Genomic DNA, 17,118 nt, shown 5'->3' with positions numbered 1-17,118 from the left:
ATAATAACTCAACTTTCTCAGAAAGTAAGAAAATCGCATGAAAGCTAGTTGCGATCGCACGAAAAGTGAGAAAATCGCATTCAGTATGAACCACCCGTCTAAGTAGAGATAAGCAATGAGTGAGACTTCTGCGAGAATAGGGTGATCCTCGCGAAAAGCGAATCCGTTGCTTTTCGGAACGAAATAACGTGCTAAACGCATGCGGCACATCCATGCAGAAGTAAGCATATTGAATACCGCGTCTATTGAACACGATCAAGGTTGAATGCCTATTTTCAGTGTGCGAAAGTTGAGTATAGTAAGTTAAAACAAAGGGGAGATTTACATATGAAAATCGTTACTTATAAGTTAAAGGATTCGGCTCAAGGTTATCGGACTGGATTTATAAATGATGATCAAGTGGTCGATTTAGCTAAAGCGTCACAACAATTAGGGGCAAAAGAAGATTATATTTGTCCAGCGGATCCAGTCGCTTTTTATCAAGCGGGAGCAGTGGCTTTAAATAGTGCCAAGCGAACGTTTAACTATCATAGGGAAACACCGATGACAACGTTCATTTACAATAGAAAGTCTGTCAAGCTTGGGCCTCCCGTTACGAAACCAAATAAAATTATTTGTGTGGGTACAAACTATCGTGATCATGTCATCGAAATGAACAGTAACATACCTGAATATCCTGTTTTGTTTGCTAAATTTGCTAATGCATTAATTGGTCCTGATGATGCGATTATGAAAAGTTTGCAAACTTCACAACTAGATTATGAAGTCGAATTAGCTGTTGTGATTGGTGATCAAGCTACTATGGTAAGAGAAGAAGAGGCGCTGGACGTTGTCGCTGGTTATACGATCGCTAATGATATATCCGCTAGAGATTTACAAAAACGAACACCACAGTGGCTGCAAGGTAAAACGCTTGATCGCTCGACACCTATCGGACCTTGGTTGGTAACAGCTGATGAGATTGAAGATCCAGGTAATCTAATGATTCAATCTGTAGTAAATGGAGAGAGGCGTCAGTTTTCTAACACAAATCAGCTTATTTTTAATATTCCTTATTTGGTTGCATTTATTTCAAACTTAATGACATTAGAGCCTGGTGATATCATCTTGACTGGAACCCCTGATGGTGTAGGGTTTGCTCAACAGCCACCTGCTTTTTTGCGAGCTGGTGATCAGGTAGAGTTAACCATTGAGGGGATTGGCACCTTAACCAATACGGTTGAATGACCATATAATAATACCAACATCGAGAAGAAACCTAATAGGTAAAGTGTCCGCTACGAGAGCAGCGGACGCTAATCTCCTAATTCCTCAACTCACCATCAGTGGGCGAGAGATGAAAATACGCCCTGAGTGAAGGTTTGTTTTATTGATGATAAAAAGGGGGGCTCGTAATTGATAATTACAAAAAATAATTACTTCTAGGTAGCACGCTACGCTAAGTCACCCCCCTTCCTCAAACCACCCTTATCTCTGTTGCTTATCACATTTGTTAACGGTATTAAAGTAACCCTTACTATCATCATCCCCACAGTCATTCCTTTTTAAAAAATTGCTTTTACAAATAAATTGTGATAAGTTATAACCAATTATTCCGATAATTCATAGTAATATAGTAAGAATTTATAAGGGAGCGTATAATGACATGGGCAGAGAATTTGTCTCTTTATTTGATAATTGGGCAGAAGATTATGATCGAACGGTTTCGGGTGATGATCAAGAATATCAGGCTGTTTTTCTTCACTATGACGAGATTTTGCAGGCGGTTGTTAATCAAGTCAAAGGAACAGTATTAGAGTTTGGTGTTGGCACAGGTAATTTAACTGAAAAATTGTTACAAGCTCATCATGATGTCATTGGTGTAGAGCCTTCAGAAGCGATGCGAAAAAAGGCACGTATGAAATTACCACAGGCGACGATTGTCAATGGCGATTTTTTGAATTTTTCACAGCCTGAAAGACTTATAGAAACCATTGCAAGCACATACGCTTTTCACCACTTGACAGATAATGAAAAACAACGCGCATGCTATCAATTTAATCAACAATTACCGATCGGAGGACGTGTTGTTTTTGCGGATACGGTCTTCGCATCTAGTCAAGTGAAGGAAGAGACGATTAAACGCGCGGAACAACAATTATTTTATAATTTAGCTGAAGATTTACGTACAGAGCATTATCCGCTTTTGTCAACGATAAATACTATTTTCATAGAGGCTGGTTTTGACATTTCATCTAAGCAGATGAATGACTTCGTTTGGTTATTAGTTGCTGAGAAAAAAAGGGAGGTTAAAGGAGATGAATGAAAAAATGAATGTTGAAAGTTTTAATTTAGACCATACTAAGGTGAAAGCCCCGTATGTTCGTTTGGTTGGTGTGACCCAAGGTACAAATGGAGATCGTGTTTATAAATATGACATTCGATTTAAACAACCCAATCAAGAACATATGGAAATGCCCGGACTACACTCGTTAGAGCATCTAATGGCGGAACAAATTAGAAATCATCTTGATCATGTATTAGATATCGGGCCAATGGGGTGTCAGACCGGCTTCTATCTATCCATTTTAAATAATGATCAATATGATGAAGTCATCGAAGCGTTAGCCTTAACTTTAAAAGATGTATTAGAAGCGAGGGAAGTACCTGCTTGTAATGAAGTCCAGTGTGGCTGGGCAGCCAACCATAGTCTAGATGGAGCAAAGACAATTGCTAAGGATATGCTTAATAAGCAAGACCAATGGCATGTTGTTTTTGCAGAATAGGGTGGTCACATGCCTTTAGTTAATCATATCCATGAAACAATAGGAAATACACCATTAATTGAATTAAAAAGCTTTCGACAACCTAATGGAACGAAAATCTATGTAAAATTAGAGTATTTTAACCCTGGTGGTAGTGTCAAAGATCGATTAGGGCAGGCGATTGTTGAAGATGCCTTGTTGACGGGAAAAGTTAAACAAGGCGGGACGATTATCGAACCGACTGCTGGAAATACAGGTATTGGCTTAGCGTTGGCCGCGCAGAAGTATCAACTCCGTGTTATATTTTGTGTGCCTGAAAAGTTCAGTATAGAAAAACAAGAGCTGATGAAGGCGCTTGGAGCAGAGATTGTCCATACTGATTCTGCACTGGGGATGCAAGGTGCGGTAGAGAGAGCAAAGACATTACAACAGCAATACCCTGATAGTTATCTTCCCCAACAATTTGAGAATCCGATCAATCCGTATGCATACTATCAATCGCTAGCCCCTGAATTGTGGAGCGACCTTAATGGTGTCATTGATATTTTTATTGCTGGCGCTGGAACAGGGGGCACATTTGCTGGGACCGCAAAATATTTTAAAGAAAAGAATGATCAGATCAAGACGATTATTGTTGAACCTGAAGGCTCTATCATTGGGGGAGGAAAGCCTGGCCCCCATAAAACGGAGGGTATTGGTATGGAAGTGATCCCCCCGTATATGAATGAAAATCACTTTGATGATATTTATACAGTTTCTGATCAAGATGCTTTTAACTATGTGACCATGCTCGGTAAGCAGGAAGGGCTGTTAGTTGGTAGCTCATCAGGTGCAGCCATGTATGCGGCGGTACAAGAAGCTAAAAAAGCAGAAGCAAATACAAATATTGTTACCGTATTTCCGGATAGTAGTGAGCGTTACTTAAGTAAAAAGATTTATCAAGGAGGCATATAATGCGACAGAAAACAAAGATGGTTCATGGTGGTATTACTGGTGATGAAAAGACAGGAGCTGTTTCGGTTCCGATCTATCAAGTTAGCACATATAAACAACCTGAAGCTGGAAAGCATACCGGTTATGAATATTCGCGTACAGGTAATCCGACAAGGCATGCCCTTGAAACAGTGATCGCTGAATTAGAAAATGGTAAGGCGGGCTTTGCATTTGGTTCGGGAATGGCTGCAATTACAAGTGTGATGATGCTTTTTCAGCCCGGAGATCACATTATTATTACCGATGATGTCTACGGGGGCTCGTATCGGTTAATAACGAAAGTATTAACCAAATTTAATTTAAACTACACATTTATTAATACTGCTGAGCTAGCAGAAATTGAAGCGGCTATTCAACCGGAAACTAAGGCAATCTTTATCGAAACACCAACAAATCCATTGCTTAAAATAACAGATATCGAAGCAGTTGCCCAGCTAGCTAATAAGCAGGGTCTGCATTTAATCGTAGATAATACATTTGCCACGCCTTATTTTCAAAACCCAATTGATTTTGGAGCAAATATTGTGATCCATAGTGCAACCAAATATATTGGAGGGCATAGTGATGTGGTGGCGGGGCTAGTGGTTGTTGACTCGGAAGAGCTAGCTGAACAACTCCACTTTATTCAGAACTCAGTCGGTGCAGTTTTAGGGCCACAAGATGCTTGGTTACTGATGCGAGGCATAAAAACGCTTGGTATTCGAATGGAGGCGATTGATACCAATGCACGTCAAATCGCTGAATTTCTAGCTGATCATAATCAAGTGATAACCGTGTATTACCCTGGGCTCGAAACACATCAAGGGCATCAATTGGCTAACAAACAAGCAAATGGGTTTGGTGGCATGATCTCTTTTGATGTCGGTAGTGAAGCAAATGCTGATCGTGTGCTAGCCAAAGTCAAATACTTCACTTTGGCAGAAAGCTTGGGCGCGGTAGAAAGCTTAATTTCAATTCCGGCAAAGATGACACATGCTTCGATCCCGAGAGAGAGAAGACTAGAGCTAGGCATAGCGGATGGTTTGATTCGGATTTCTGTCGGTATAGAAGATATCGCTGACTTATTAGAAGATTTAAATCAAGCCTTAAGTTAAATAAAAAAGAGCTGAAACAAAAGCTAGGTTTTGTTTCAGCTCTTTTTTTGTATGTTATGAAGTAAATAAAGGGTTGTCTAAAAAATATAATCCCCATTTTTTAATGAGATCGTTAGATGCGCTATGTATTGTTTTTCGCTTTTTTTAAATGTATATTGACCCATATTAATATACAACCACAATGTATAAATATTCATTTTAATCTTAAAAACAAATAAATTAGTGAATATCTATTGTATAAACATACAAAATGAAGTATAATAATTAACCACAAACAAGATCGGATTGGGAGTGTTTATAGAGATGAAAGTAGCTATTATCGGGGGAACAGGTTATGGAGCGGTGGAACTTATTCGTTTTCTGCAACACCATCCACATGTGGAGATTGCGCAAATCATATCACACTCACAAGCGGGTACTTTATTTTCAGACGTATACCCACATGTGAATCATATGATTGATAAGCCGATGGATACATTAAGTGTGGATGATATAGTAGCGCAAGTTGAACTTGTTTTTTTCGCTACACCACCAAGTGTAAGTTGTCGCTTAGTGCCTCAATTGTTAGACGCCGGGGTTAAATGTATTGATTTATCAGGTGATTTCCGCTTGAATGATCCGAATCAATATCAAGCATGGTACGGTTCAGACACAGCAGAACAAACGTATTTAGATAAGGCTGTCTATGGATTAAGTGAAGTCTACCGTGATCAAATTGCTAATGCTCAACTCATTGCTAATCCAGGGTGCTATCCGACAGCAATATTGTTAGGACTCATGCCGATCGTCGAGCAAAAGCTGATTTCACCAAATTCGGTGATTATTGATGGCAAGACAGGTGTATCAGGTGCTGGAAGAAGTACTTCTTTAACGGTTCATTTCTCGGAAATGAATGAAAATACGAGGGCTTATAAGATTGGGAATCACAAGCATATTCCAGAAATAGAGCAATCTTTATCTGAAAAATCTGAACAATCTTATCGTGTCCACTTTACGCCACATATTGTTCCAATGACACGTGGGATTATGACGACGATCTATGCGGATTTAAATCAACAGGTAACGCAATCAGAATTGGAAGCGATCTATCATTTTTACTATCAAGACGATCACTTTGTTCGTGTGCGTACACAAGGTGGAATTCCAGCAACAAAAGAAGTCTATGGTAGTAATTATTGTGATCTGGGAATTTTTCTTGATCAACGTACCCAAAAGTTAACCGTAATAGCGGTAATTGATAATTTAGTAAAAGGGGCGGCCGGTCAAGCGGTACAAAATATGAACATCATGTATGGGTGGGATGAGCAGACCGGTTTAGCTTATCTGCCTGTCTATCCTTAAGGAGGTTAACACAATGAAACTAGCGACATTGACTGAAGATATAAAAATGATTAAACACGGCGACATTGCCTCTCCTATTGGTTATAAGGCGGGTGGCTTACATTGTGGAATTCGTAAGAAAAAACTTGATTTGGCTTGGTTATATTCAGAAGTACCAGCCGTTACTGCAGGTGTTTATACAACCAATCGTTTTCAAGCGGCTCCGTTAACGGTCACGCGAGAAAGTATAGCTGTTGAGCAAAAATTACAAGTACTTCTTGTTAATTCAGGAATTGCTAATGCGTGTACGGGAAAACAAGGACTTACCGATGCCTATGAAATGCGAGATCTAATCGCTGACAAATTTAATGTAGCTCCCCACTATGCGGCCGTCTCTTCAACTGGGTTAATCGGTGAACTTTTACCAATGGCTAAACTGAGACAAGGCATACATGCAATTGATCCGATGGTCCAAACCAGTGAGCAATTTGAAACAGCGATTTTAACAACAGATACGGTAGAAAAAGGCCTAGCTGTCCAGATTGAAATTGATGGTGCGCTTGTCACGATCGGTGGTGCCGCTAAAGGATCAGGGATGATTAATCCTAATATGGCGACGATGCTCAGCTTTATTACCACTGATGCAAAGGTAGATGCTGATGCGCTTGACTCAGCACTAAAAGAGGTAACAAATCAGTCTTTTAACATGATTACGGTTGATGGAGATACGAGTACGAATGATATGGTGTTAGTCATGGCTAACGGTCAGGCTGGCCATGCGACACTTCAACCGACACATCCGAAATGGGAGCTATTTTTACAGGCATTACAGTTTGTTTGCCAAACGTTAGCAAAAGAGATTGCTAGAGACGGGGAAGGGGCGACCAAACTAATAGAAGTGCAAGTAGCTGGGACAACAGATGATGAAGGGGCGAGAAAGCTCGGTAAAGCTGTTGTTTCTTCTAATCTTGTCAAGGCAGCTATTCATGGTTCAGATGCCAATTGGGGTCGGATCATTACAGCGATTGGCTATAGTGGGGTTGACGTTGACCCTGATCAAGTGTCGGTTCGATTAGGAGATATTTTAGTAGTCAGCAACGGTGTTCCTGTTCTGTTTGATGAATCAGAGGCAAAGGCTTATTTAATGGAGGACAACATTATCATCGATGTGAATGTTGGTAATGGTCAAGGTCGTGCAGTAGGTTGGGGTTGCGATTTATCTTATGAATACGTCAGAATAAATGCTTCATATCGAACGTGAGGGGGAGTTAACGTGAAAAATTTAGTAATTAAATGTGGTGGAAGTATCGTGGATCAATTGCCTGATGCTTTTTATAAAAACATAGCTGCACTGGCCAAAGCAAAAGGCGTTAACCCTATTATTGTACATGGGGGCGGGCCAATGATTTCATCGCACCTAAAACAAATGAACGTGGCGACAACGTTTGTTGATGGGTTGCGTGTCACAACGCATGAAGTGTTAGATGTAGTTGAGATGGTACTAAGTGGTTCGATAAATAAGCAAATGGTAAGAAAGTTGAATGAACAACAGGGTAAAGCAGTTGGGATTAGTGGTGTGGATGGCAATTTACTTGTAGCTACTCCGATTGGAACAACAGAGAAAATTGGTTATGTCGGTCAAGTTGAACAAGTAAATACACCGTTTATTAAGACGATGATTAAGCAAGATTATATCCCTGTTATTTCTCCGATTGCTATTGGGCCGCATCAACAACGCTATAATGTTAATGCGGACACGGCAGCGGCAGCTATTGCATCTGCATTATCTGCTCCACTTTGTTTTGTTAGTGATATTGATGGTATTTATGTCGGAGAAGAAGTCTTGCGGGTTGCTGATCCATTGAAAATTGAACAGTTGATTGCCGATCAAGTCATCAATGGTGGGATGATTCCAAAGGTAAGAGGTGCGATTGATGCGTTGAAGTCTGGTGTAACTGAAGTGGCGATTCTTAATGGAATGAACCCTAATAGTATTGCTCAATTTATTAATGGTGCAACGGTTGGCACACGTATTTATTTAAAGGAGGTTGCTCATGCCTAATAAAGAAATGATAATTGATGACTCTACAGCTAATCTCATGTCAACATATAATCGCTTTCCATTAACATTAACAAAAGGAAGCGGGAGTTATGTTTGGGATGAACAAGGGGCTAAATACTTAGATTACACATCAGGGATTGCGACTTGTAACTTGGGACATCGCCCGCCATATGTGCAAGCCGCATTAGTTGATCAACTGGAACAACTATGGCATTGCTCGAACCTTTACCATATTCCAAGTCAACAACAGTTAGCCGGTAAGCTAGCGGAAAACAGTTGTTTTGATCACGTATTCTTTTGCAACAGTGGAGCCGAGGCCAATGAAGCGGCATTGAAGTTGGCACGGCGATATGCTGCCGAGATTAAAGGAACAGGCCAATATGAAGTGGTGACATTTTCACAGTCCTTTCATGGGCGAACGTTGGCAACTTTAGCTGCTACTGCTCAAGAAAAAATTCAGCAAGGCTTTGCACCTAAAATGCCGGGTTTTCGCCATCTGCCATATAACGATAGCGATGCCCTGGCTGATTTGATTAAACCAGAAACGACAGCGGTTATGTTAGAACTTGTACAAGGAGAAGGGGGTGTGATTCCAGCTAGAAAAGCATGGGTAGAGCAGTTAGTGGCAATTTGCCGCGCACACGATGTGCTGATTATTGTTGATGAAATTCAAACTGGGATGGGACGAACAGGGACACTGTTTGCCTATCAACAATATGATTTTGAACCGGATATCGTTACCGTTGCTAAGGGTCTTGGTTCGGGATTTCCTATTGGTGCTGTTCTGGCAAAAGCGCATGTTGCTAAGGCTTTTTCTCCAGGTACGCATGGCTCTACTTTTGGCGGTAATCCTCTTGCCACCACAGCTGGTCTCGCTACATTGGAAACTTTACTGGGACCTTCATTTTTAAGTGACGTCCAAGAACATGCGACTTATTTCAAAACAAAGTTACAACAATTAGCCGAACAAGCTGATGCAATTATTGAGGTTAGAGGAACAGGTTATTTATTGGGTCTGCAAATAAACGGAGCGGCGATTGACTATGTTAACAAGGCAAGGGAGTTACACCAGTTGCTAATACTCGTAGCAGGACCGGATGTGATCCGTATTTTACCACCATTAACAACGTCGGTTGAAGAAATCGATCAAGTACTACACAGTTTAACTGAGTTATTTAACTAACTCAACTTTCTCTAATATTAAATACAAGCGTTGCCTTTGAATAGAGATTTTTGATTGATTATAAACCTTTTGTTTTAGACGCGTAGGTGGGCTACTCCCGCAGGCGTCTACACATATCTCATCTGCTAAATAGTGCTTTATTTCGTGCGGCTGGACTTGACTCGAAAGCGAGTTACGTTCGCATGAAAAGAGAGGAATTCGCACGAAAGCGAGTTGTGATCGCACGAAAAGTAAGAAATTCGCACGAAAGCAGGTTACGTTCGCATGAAAATTAGTTGCGATCGCACGAAAAGTAAGAAATTCGCATGAAAGCGAGTTGCGATCGCATGAAAAGTAAGAAATTCGCACGAAAGCAGTTGCGTTCGTACGCAAAATGGAGAAATCGCATTGTCTAAGTGGCAATAAGCAAGAGGTGAGACTTCTGCGGGAATAGGATGAGCTGAAGATCCACTTGAGGCGTGATCTTTGCGACGCAAGTTAGCTGAAGCCATCCCCGCGAAAAGCGAATCCCTTGCTTTTCGGAACGAAATAACGTGCTAAACGTCCGCGGCACATCCATGCAGAAGTAATGTCAACAAGCCTATTGAGCACGATCAAGGTTGAATGACTATTTTCAGTGTGCGAAAGTTGAGTAACTAACTAGAACGTTATTGACAACACGTTTGTAAATCAGTATACTATCTCAGTAATGGAAAAATATTTTCCGATTATTTATCGGAGAGGTTCTTAGCTTAAACCCTCTATAAAAAACTAAGGGCATATGACGTGATAACGAACCATATCCTTAGTGGGTGTGGTTTTTTTGTGTATGAGGAATCGATCGATATGGGTGTGATCGTAACCTGAGGATAGTAGACAGTGAAAGGAGACGTGTACAAATGGATCAACGTCAGCAAGATGAATTAACAGATTTATCACTACTAGGAAATCAAGAGACGACATATAACTTTGATTATACACCGGAAGTTCTTGAGACATTTGACAATAAGCACCCGAACCGGGATTATTTTGTTAAATTTAATTGCCCTGAATTTACTACATTATGCCCAAAAACAAATCAGCCAGACTTCGGCACGATCTATGTTAGTTACATTCCTGATCAAAAAATGGTTGAAAGTAAATCATTTAAACTTTATTTGTTTAGTTTCCGTAATCATGGTGATTTTCATGAGGATAGTATCAATATCATTATGAACGATCTGATTGAATTGATGGAGCCAAGATATATTGAAGTATGGGGGAAATTTACCCCGCGCGGTGGTATTTCGATTGATCCTTTTTGTAATTATGGTAAGCCAAATACGAAATATGAAGAGATGGCAACACATCGTATGCTGAATCACGACCTGTACCCAGAAAAAGTTGATAATCGCTAATGAGGGTTAGTGAAGAGACCTCCTAATTATAGTGAAGGAGCGTTAAAAATGTTTATTTATTTAAATGGTTTATTTGTTGGTTTATTAATTTTATCTAATATTATTTCAGTAAAATTGTTCAGCGTGGGTGAATTTATTTTACCAGCTGCAGCGATTGTTTATGTTGTCACTTACTTAATTACCGATGTGATTGGTGAAGTTTATGGCAAAGATGCTGCTATGAAAACAGTAAGAGCCGGTTTCTTTACCCAAGTTGTTGCTTTGTTTTTTGTTTTAGCGGCGATTCATTTACCAGCTGCAGAAGCCTTCGGGATGCAAGCAGAATTTGAGGCGATATTGGGCGGTAGTTTCCGTGTGATGTTTGCTAGTTTATTCGCCTATATCATTAGTCAACATATTGATGTATCGGTCTTCCATCGTCTAAAACAGAAACATGGAACGAAGAAGTTATGGCTGAGAAATAATTTATCAACAGCATCAAGTCAACTTATTGATACAGCTATCTTTATTATCATTGCATTTATAGGTACTGTTCCTACAAACGTCTTGATCTCAATGATTATTACACAATATGTATTTAAATTTATTGTTGCTGTAGCCGATACACCATTTACCTACCTTCTAGTGAGATGGGCACGTAAAGAGCAGCAGAGTGAGCTTTATACACCTGAGGTTAAAGCAGGATAAGAAAGCTCTTAAACATCATAGTAAACAGGCACTTATCTAAAATAAGTGCCTGTTTTGACATGGCAATGTATAATGGAATCAGAATCAGTTAATCGTGCAAAGCATGTTTTTGAATACTATATGGAGAGGTGATCAAGATGGATGGAAGTTTCAAAGCTTATCAGTTAGTTGAAAAAAATGGTCAAGTCGATGGTCAAGTAAGGGCATTGACGATAAGAGATTTGCCTGAAGGGGAAGTTCTCATTCGTGTACACTACTCGGGGATTAATTACAAAGATGCCTTGGCAAATATGTCAGATAGTCCGATTGTAAAAGATTATCCTATGATTCCTGGTATTGATCTAGCTGGAGAGGTTGTTGAGTCAAGTGATGACCGTTTTTCGACAGGTGATCCTGTTATTGTAACCAGTTACGATTTAGGTGTTAGCCATGATGGAGGGTATAGTCAATATGCACGAGTGAAAGCGGAGTGGGTGCTTCCTCTACCTAATGGGTTAACATTGAAAGAAGCAATGATACTAGGTACTGCTGGATTAACAGCTGCCCTTTCAATTGATCAGTTGCAAGCGCACAACGTCACACCAGATCGAGGAAATGTATTAGTGACAGGTGCTTCTGGTGGTGTGGGCAGTATTGCGACAGCGATGTTAGCTAATCTTGGTTATCATGTTGAAGCGAGTACAGGTAAAGACGAAGCGCATCAATGGTTATCTGACCTTGGTGCTACAACGATCATTGATCGAAAGGCAGTTACAGGTGAAAAACGTCGTAGCATTGATAAACAAACGTGGGCGGGCGCTGTTGATCCGGTTGGAGGAGAGACACTTGCTTCGATTATTAGTAAATTAAGCTATAATGGAGCTGTCGCTGTTAGTGGCCTAACAGGCGGTGTTAAAGTCCCGACTTCTGTTCATCCATTTATATTACGTGGTGTACACTTAATTGGGATCGACTCCGTGTTTTGTCCGATGGATGTTAGAAAAAACGTATGGCAACGCATGGCTACAGATCTTAAGTTAACCACCAAACAATTTCAATCGATTACCAATCAAGAAATTACTTTAGATGCATTAAGTGAATCACTACCAACGTTATTAGAAGGAAAAGCGCGTGGTAGAATCATTGTTAATCTTTTGTAAAACGAGTAAACGTGGAGGATATCTGTGTAACAGTGAAGATTTGAGGCTGTATGTGAATAATTAGAATCAGATAGAAAAGCGTTGGAGGAGAACATACCTAAAAGAATAAGCACCTCAAGTACCAGACAACAGCAAATAAATACAAAGCATTTGGGACAATGCCGATGTTTTGCCATGTGTGGTGGGGTGCTGTCTACTCCACCACATTTAAATGTTTGGACTCAATAACCAAAAATCCCACTTCAAATGCTTAAAGTTAAGCGAAGAAAGTGTATATTAGTATTATTTGTCATCAAACTCTAGATCTACTTGCTCAATTATTTCATTTTCAGGATCTCGCAATATCAGCGTAGCACCCGTTGAGGGCTTTTCTTCTAATAGGAAATAAAACATGTTATGCACAGCGTTCACTTCAAATATTTCTGCGGTTAACTTTTCACTTGTTTGGTTTACCAGTTCAAGTTTTGAGACGCGATGATGTATAGGTCCTCTTAAGATGAAATAGTCAGCTAGTGAAGTAGCTTCCCATAAGATTAGGCTATCTTCTGATATAAAAAAGTTACTATAGCCATCAATAACTTGCCAGCCAAACATTGTTTTTTCTAACTCTACCAAACCATAATGAGGTTGAGAAGGATATCCCCATCCATAAAAAGCAAGCGCGTGATTATTGTCAATAAACTTAAATTGATAACCTTCTAAATCGCTTTGTATTAAATGCGTTAGCTCTTTTTCTATCAATTTTTCATCATTTTGCATTATAAAATAATACAAGCAACTTATAATACTAATAATGACTAAAAATAGTAGGAAAAGCTTCTTCTTATTAGACACTAGGCTTATCCCTCCAATAATATGATCGCAATTATTCAATCCCTAACTCGATAAGTAATTCTTTAAAATATAATTTGTTGGTAACTCCAGTTAGTATATAATCATAAATATGTTGGCCATGTAAACTAAAATTTTCTGGAACGTCCTCTGCTTTAGCTATCATATCATTAGCTATATCATCATAAATCTCCCAATCGTGATCAAGGACTTTTCCTACTGCATTCCAATCGGCTGATTTTATAGCATCTTTAGGATAATTAAACGTCGGATGAAAATTAGCTATTGCATTCCATCTACTTAGTAACTCATCTGTATATGATGTAGCGTTAAGAATAGGGACAAGCGAATCATGGTTGACTTGATAGTCTATATCTAGCCTTAACTTAAGCGCCAACTCATGCTGCTCAAATAAAAATTCCTTGCTTGGTCCAGAGTGATTATAGGCAATAAAGAAGGTAATTAATAAAATAAATAAGATGAAGATAAAAATAAAATTTCTTTTTTTGTTAATTTTCATTGCGTTTACTCCTCATATTGGTATAATTCACCTGCCACTAGTTCCTCTGCAGTTTGACCCTCTTGCAAAATACCTCCTAAAATATAATCAGATATGGTCAAATCTAAATCAATTAGTTCTTTATTGTAAAATAATCCAACTTCTAGCCAGTTTTTATTGACTACCTCTTCTTGTGGGTAAGGGAGCTCTGGATTTAAAGAATTTAGTTCTTTCCAACGACTTATGATTTCATTCGTCATAATTACCCTTCCATTATACAGGTTTAATGGTTAATTCTTGAACATGACTAAAGTAGGGAAGTTTTACTCATTAAAACATCAGAGGAAAAAAGGTCTAGGACCATCACATATAAACGCACGCACTATTTTGTCAATAAATAAATGCTCTATATACGGAATGCTGATTATCATGATCTACTTAAATTCGAGGTGAACTTGTATGGACTTTTTTAATATTTAAATGAAAACAAACAGTCATATTACAATAATATAAGCTTATATATTTATAAAACAAGCTTTTTTAACCTGTGAGAAAAATAAAAAAAGATAAACTTTCATATTGAATGTACGTACAAATTATATTAAAATGATAATGAGTAATGATACATCCGTACAAGAAACTCCGGAGAGAAAGGTGTTGATTGAATAACATGCTTGATAAATTAAAAGAACAGGTGTTAGCAGCGAATTTAGCGTTACCTAAGCACGAATTAGTAACTTTTACATGGGGTAATGTAAGCGGTTACGATAAAGAATCTCAATTAGTTGTAATAAAACCGAGTGGCGTTCCTTATGAGGATATGTCGGTTGATGATCTTGTTGTTGTCGATTTAGACGGACATATCGTAGAAGGTAATAAAAAACCATCTTCTGATACCCCGACGCACTTAGTATTGTATAAGTATTTCCCTAATATTGGCGGGGTTGTGCATACTCACTCACCGTGGGCGACAAGTTGGGCGCAAGCAGGAAAACCTATTCCTGCACTAGGCACAACACATGGTGATTATTTCTATGGAGAAATCCCATGCACAAGGAAGATGACAGAAGCTGAGATTAACGGTGATTATGAGTTGGAAACGGGACATGTGATTGTGGAGACATTTAAACAAATCGATGAAAATGCCGTTCCAAGTGTACTTGTTCATAACCACGCTCCATTTAATTGGGGGAAAGACCCAGCTGCTGCCGTCCATAATGCAGTGGTTCTTGAAGAGGTTGCCAAAATGGCATTAAGAACTTATCAAATTAACCCCAATACACAAGATATGCAACAAACATTATTAGATAAACATTACTTAAGAAAGCATGGTAAAAATGCCTATTATGGACAATGATTTTTATTTATAAAAGATAAACGACGTTTGGAGGAATGGATATGTTAGAGATAAAACCTTACGAATTTTGGTTTGTTACAGGGAGCCAGCCTCTATATGGGGAAGAGACCATATTAGAAGTTGAAGCGAATTCTAAAAAGATTGTTGAAGGGCTAAATGGAGCCGGTGTGTTACCGTATCCAATTAAATTTAAACAAGTGGTAACCACCGCTGATAGCATTCACCGATTAGCGTTGGAGGCAAATGCTGATGAAGATTGTGCGGGTGTGATCACATGGATGCATACCTTTTCGCCAGCCAAATCATGGATTGCTGGTTTAAAAGCTTTGCAAACACCGTTACTTCATTTGCATACACAGTTTAACCGTGATGTACCATGGGAAACGATAGATATGGATTTTATGAATACGAATCAAGCGGCTCACGGTGACCGAGAATATGGGTTTATCGGTACACGACTAGGATTGGGTCGGAAAGTTATTGTCGGTCATTGGGAAAATCAACATGTGATTAATCAATTAGCAACATGGATGAAAACAGCCCTTAGTGTTAAAGAAGGCACGAATATCCGTGTGGCACGATTTGGTGATAATATGCGGAACGTTGCCGTCACAGATGGAGATAAAATTGAAGCCCAAATTAAATTTGGTTGGACCGTTGACTACTATGGCATTGGTGATTTGGTTGAAGAAATAAATCAAGTGTCAAATGAAGCGTTAGAGCAACTGTATAAAGAGTATCAATCACTATATCAACTGCCTGAACAGGCTAGTGAACATGGCCCGATTCGAGATGCAATCCTTTATCAAGCAAAGATTGAATTAGCATTAAAGTCATTTTTGAGTAAAGGGAATTATACGGCATTTACGACAAACTTCGAAGATTTGCATGGGATGAAACAGTTGCCAGGTCTAGCCGCTCAAAGGTTGATGGCACAAGGTTATGGTTTTGCTGGTGAGGGAGATTGGCGCACCGCAGCCCTTACGCGATTAATGAAAGTGATCTCAGATAATAAGGCAACGTCATTTATGGAAGATTATACGTATCATTTAGAACCAGATAATGAAATGATTTTAGGATCGCATATGTTAGAGATTTGTCCTACTGTCTCGGCGACAAAACCTAAGATTGTTGTAAATCCACTCGGAATTGGTGGTAAGGAGGATCCGGCTCGTCTTGTCTTCGATGGCAAAGGTGGAGAAGCGATCAATGTATCACTTGTTGAATTGGGCGGTCGCTATCGCCTAATTATAAACGAAATTAAGGCGGAAGAACCGAAAATAGACACGCCACATTTACCGGTAGCTAAAGTATTGTGGAAACCTGAACCTTCATTGAGTGAATCTGCCACAGCTTGGATTTATGCAGGTGGTGCGCATCATACGGTCTTATCTTTTGAAGTGTCAACAGAGCAACTTGTTGATTTCGCCGAGATGGTAGATATCGAGTGTGTCGTCATTGATAAAGACTTGAACTTACGCCAATTTAAAAATGAATTAAGATGGAATGAAATAGCATTTAAAAAATAGTATTAACTTGAAAAACCCGAGATTATGTGCGATCTCGGGTTTTTCTATGGTGAAATTTAACGAATAAGTTGGATCCAATGAAAAATTTAAAAGTGCCAAGTATAAAGTAAAGCGAACGTATTCACTAAGTACGAAGCAAATGCTGATTTTATCACAAATAATCGTTAATAAAATGCCTGCCTCAAAATAGAGCATATAGAAAATCAATTTAGACGGGAGCTAACGGACGCTAAAGTCCTGAATTGAAGGTCCGTTTTATAAACTTAGAGTGTTTCAAAGGATGATACAGATCATTTAGTAGCAA

At 39.2% G+C, this 17,118-nt stretch carries 17 protein-coding genes and 1 riboswitch; of the genes, 14 read left to right on the top strand and 3 right to left on the bottom strand.

Annotation, left to right across the window (positions count from 1 at the left end; translation table 11 throughout):
• Positions 1-327 precede the first annotated feature (327 nt).
• From JOE23_RS05905 to JOE23_RS05850, 12 genes are all read left to right on the top strand, one after another.
• Positions 328-1,227: a fumarylacetoacetate hydrolase family protein gene (locus tag JOE23_RS05905; RefSeq protein ID WP_204436494.1), complete on the top strand. Its 900-nt coding sequence runs from the start codon at positions 328-330 to the stop codon at positions 1,225-1,227.
• A gap of 418 nt (positions 1,228-1,645) precedes the next feature.
• The gene (locus tag JOE23_RS05900; protein ID WP_204436492.1) at positions 1,646-2,305 is read left to right on the top strand and encodes a class I SAM-dependent DNA methyltransferase; all 660 of its coding nucleotides are present in this window, start codon (positions 1,646-1,648) and stop codon (positions 2,303-2,305) included.
• Positions 2,298-2,765 carry an S-ribosylhomocysteine lyase gene (locus JOE23_RS05895; RefSeq protein ID WP_204436490.1) on the top strand — a complete coding sequence of 156 codons (468 nt, stop codon included), beginning with the start codon at positions 2,298-2,300 and terminating at the stop codon, positions 2,763-2,765. The genes JOE23_RS05900 and JOE23_RS05895 overlap by 8 nt, the downstream gene beginning before the upstream one ends.
• A 9-nt stretch (positions 2,766-2,774) precedes the next feature.
• Positions 2,775-3,698, top strand: a complete 924-nt coding sequence (locus JOE23_RS05890; RefSeq protein WP_204436488.1) for a PLP-dependent cysteine synthase family protein — start codon at positions 2,775-2,777, stop codon at positions 3,696-3,698.
• Positions 3,698-4,831: a bifunctional cystathionine gamma-lyase/homocysteine desulfhydrase gene (locus JOE23_RS05885; protein WP_204436487.1), complete on the top strand. Its 1,134-nt coding sequence runs from the start codon at positions 3,698-3,700 to the stop codon at positions 4,829-4,831. The genes JOE23_RS05890 and JOE23_RS05885 overlap by 1 nt, the downstream gene beginning before the upstream one ends.
• Positions 4,832-5,134: 303 nt before the next feature.
• Positions 5,135-6,172: an N-acetyl-gamma-glutamyl-phosphate reductase gene (argC, locus tag JOE23_RS05880; protein ID WP_204436486.1), complete on the top strand. Its 1,038-nt coding sequence runs from the start codon at positions 5,135-5,137 to the stop codon at positions 6,170-6,172.
• Between the two features lie 13 nt (positions 6,173-6,185).
• Complete coding sequence (gene argJ / locus JOE23_RS05875) at positions 6,186-7,412, top strand: bifunctional glutamate N-acetyltransferase/amino-acid acetyltransferase ArgJ (RefSeq protein ID WP_204436485.1); 1,227 nt, start codon at positions 6,186-6,188, stop codon at positions 7,410-7,412.
• 12 nt (positions 7,413-7,424) lie between these two features.
• Complete coding sequence (gene argB, locus JOE23_RS05870) at positions 7,425-8,213, top strand: acetylglutamate kinase (protein WP_204436484.1); 789 nt, start codon at positions 7,425-7,427, stop codon at positions 8,211-8,213.
• Positions 8,206-9,396, top strand: a complete 1,191-nt coding sequence (locus JOE23_RS05865) for an acetylornithine transaminase (RefSeq protein ID WP_204436483.1) — start codon at positions 8,206-8,208, stop codon at positions 9,394-9,396. The genes argB and JOE23_RS05865 overlap by 8 nt, the downstream gene beginning before the upstream one ends.
• Positions 9,397-10,109: 713 nt before the next feature.
• A riboswitch (PreQ1 riboswitch) is annotated at positions 10,110-10,156 on the top strand.
• Between the two features lie 118 nt (positions 10,157-10,274).
• The gene (queF, locus tag JOE23_RS05860; protein ID WP_204436481.1) at positions 10,275-10,772 is read left to right on the top strand and encodes a preQ(1) synthase; all 498 of its coding nucleotides are present in this window, start codon (positions 10,275-10,277) and stop codon (positions 10,770-10,772) included.
• Positions 10,773-10,820: 48 nt separating this feature from the next.
• Positions 10,821-11,459, top strand: a complete 639-nt coding sequence (locus JOE23_RS05855) for a queuosine precursor transporter (RefSeq protein ID WP_204436480.1) — start codon at positions 10,821-10,823, stop codon at positions 11,457-11,459.
• Between the two features lie 137 nt (positions 11,460-11,596).
• On the top strand, positions 11,597-12,598 hold the full coding sequence (locus JOE23_RS05850; RefSeq protein WP_204436478.1) for an acrylyl-CoA reductase family protein: 1,002 nt from the start codon (positions 11,597-11,599) through the stop codon (positions 12,596-12,598).
• Positions 12,599-12,880: 282 nt separating this feature from the next.
• On the opposite strand, the gene JOE23_RS05845 is transcribed toward JOE23_RS05850, so the two are convergent.
• From JOE23_RS05845 to JOE23_RS05835, 3 genes are read right to left on the bottom strand one after another with little or no spacing between them, the layout of a single operon-like run.
• Positions 12,881-13,432, bottom strand: coding sequence for a hypothetical protein (locus JOE23_RS05845; protein WP_204436476.1), 552 nt, complete (start codon positions 13,430-13,432; stop codon positions 12,881-12,883).
• 31 nt (positions 13,433-13,463) lie between these two features.
• Positions 13,464-13,949: a hypothetical protein gene (locus JOE23_RS05840; protein ID WP_204436475.1), complete on the bottom strand. Its 486-nt coding sequence runs from the start codon at positions 13,947-13,949 to the stop codon at positions 13,464-13,466.
• A gap of 5 nt (positions 13,950-13,954) precedes the next feature.
• Positions 13,955-14,188 carry a hypothetical protein gene (locus tag JOE23_RS05835; protein ID WP_204436474.1) on the bottom strand — a complete coding sequence of 78 codons (234 nt, stop codon included), beginning with the start codon at positions 14,186-14,188 and terminating at the stop codon, positions 13,955-13,957.
• 410 nt (positions 14,189-14,598) lie between these two features.
• On the opposite strand from JOE23_RS05835, the gene araD reads away from it, so the two are divergent.
• On the top strand, positions 14,599-15,285 hold the full coding sequence (gene araD, locus JOE23_RS05830; RefSeq protein WP_204436473.1) for an L-ribulose-5-phosphate 4-epimerase: 687 nt from the start codon (positions 14,599-14,601) through the stop codon (positions 15,283-15,285).
• A 41-nt stretch (positions 15,286-15,326) separates the two neighbouring features.
• Positions 15,327-16,814: an L-arabinose isomerase gene (gene araA, locus JOE23_RS05825; RefSeq protein ID WP_204436471.1), complete on the top strand. Its 1,488-nt coding sequence runs from the start codon at positions 15,327-15,329 to the stop codon at positions 16,812-16,814.
• Positions 16,815-17,118 lie beyond the last annotated feature (304 nt).

Origin of the sequence: Amphibacillus cookii, assembly GCF_016908375.1 — a bacterium.
GTDB classification, from domain to species: Bacteria; Bacillota; Bacilli; order Bacillales; family Amphibacillaceae; genus Amphibacillus_C; species Amphibacillus_C cookii.
The sequence above is the reverse complement of the archived record's forward strand: the minus strand, read 5'-3'. Positions and strand labels throughout refer to the sequence as shown.

Excerpts from the sequence above, each read along its gene's own strand:
- JOE23_RS05905 (WP_204436494.1), top strand. The coding sequence starts at position 328 with ATGAAAATCGTTACTTATAAGTTAAAGGATTCGGCTCAAGGTTATCGG.
- JOE23_RS05900 (WP_204436492.1), top strand. The coding sequence starts at position 1,646 with ATGGGCAGAGAATTTGTCTCTTTATTTGATAATTGGGCAGAAGATTAT.
- JOE23_RS05895 (WP_204436490.1), top strand. The coding sequence starts at position 2,298 with ATGAATGAAAAAATGAATGTTGAAAGTTTTAATTTAGACCATACTAAG.
- JOE23_RS05890 (WP_204436488.1), top strand. The coding sequence starts at position 2,775 with ATGCCTTTAGTTAATCATATCCATGAAACAATAGGAAATACACCATTA.
- JOE23_RS05885 (WP_204436487.1), top strand. The coding sequence starts at position 3,698 with ATGCGACAGAAAACAAAGATGGTTCATGGTGGTATTACTGGTGATGAA.
- argC (WP_204436486.1), top strand. The coding sequence starts at position 5,135 with ATGAAAGTAGCTATTATCGGGGGAACAGGTTATGGAGCGGTGGAACTT.
- argJ (WP_204436485.1), top strand. The coding sequence starts at position 6,186 with ATGAAACTAGCGACATTGACTGAAGATATAAAAATGATTAAACACGGC.
- JOE23_RS05865 (WP_204436483.1), top strand. The coding sequence starts at position 8,206 with ATGCCTAATAAAGAAATGATAATTGATGACTCTACAGCTAATCTCATG.
- queF (WP_204436481.1), top strand. The coding sequence starts at position 10,275 with ATGGATCAACGTCAGCAAGATGAATTAACAGATTTATCACTACTAGGA.
- JOE23_RS05855 (WP_204436480.1), top strand. The coding sequence starts at position 10,821 with ATGTTTATTTATTTAAATGGTTTATTTGTTGGTTTATTAATTTTATCT.
- JOE23_RS05850 (WP_204436478.1), top strand. The coding sequence starts at position 11,597 with ATGGATGGAAGTTTCAAAGCTTATCAGTTAGTTGAAAAAAATGGTCAA.
- JOE23_RS05840 (WP_204436475.1), bottom strand. The coding sequence starts at position 13,949 with ATGAAAATTAACAAAAAAAGAAATTTTATTTTTATCTTCATCTTATTT.
- JOE23_RS05835 (WP_204436474.1), bottom strand. The coding sequence starts at position 14,188 with ATGACGAATGAAATCATAAGTCGTTGGAAAGAACTAAATTCTTTAAAT.
- araD (WP_204436473.1), top strand. The coding sequence starts at position 14,599 with ATGCTTGATAAATTAAAAGAACAGGTGTTAGCAGCGAATTTAGCGTTA.
- araA (WP_204436471.1), top strand. The coding sequence starts at position 15,327 with ATGTTAGAGATAAAACCTTACGAATTTTGGTTTGTTACAGGGAGCCAG.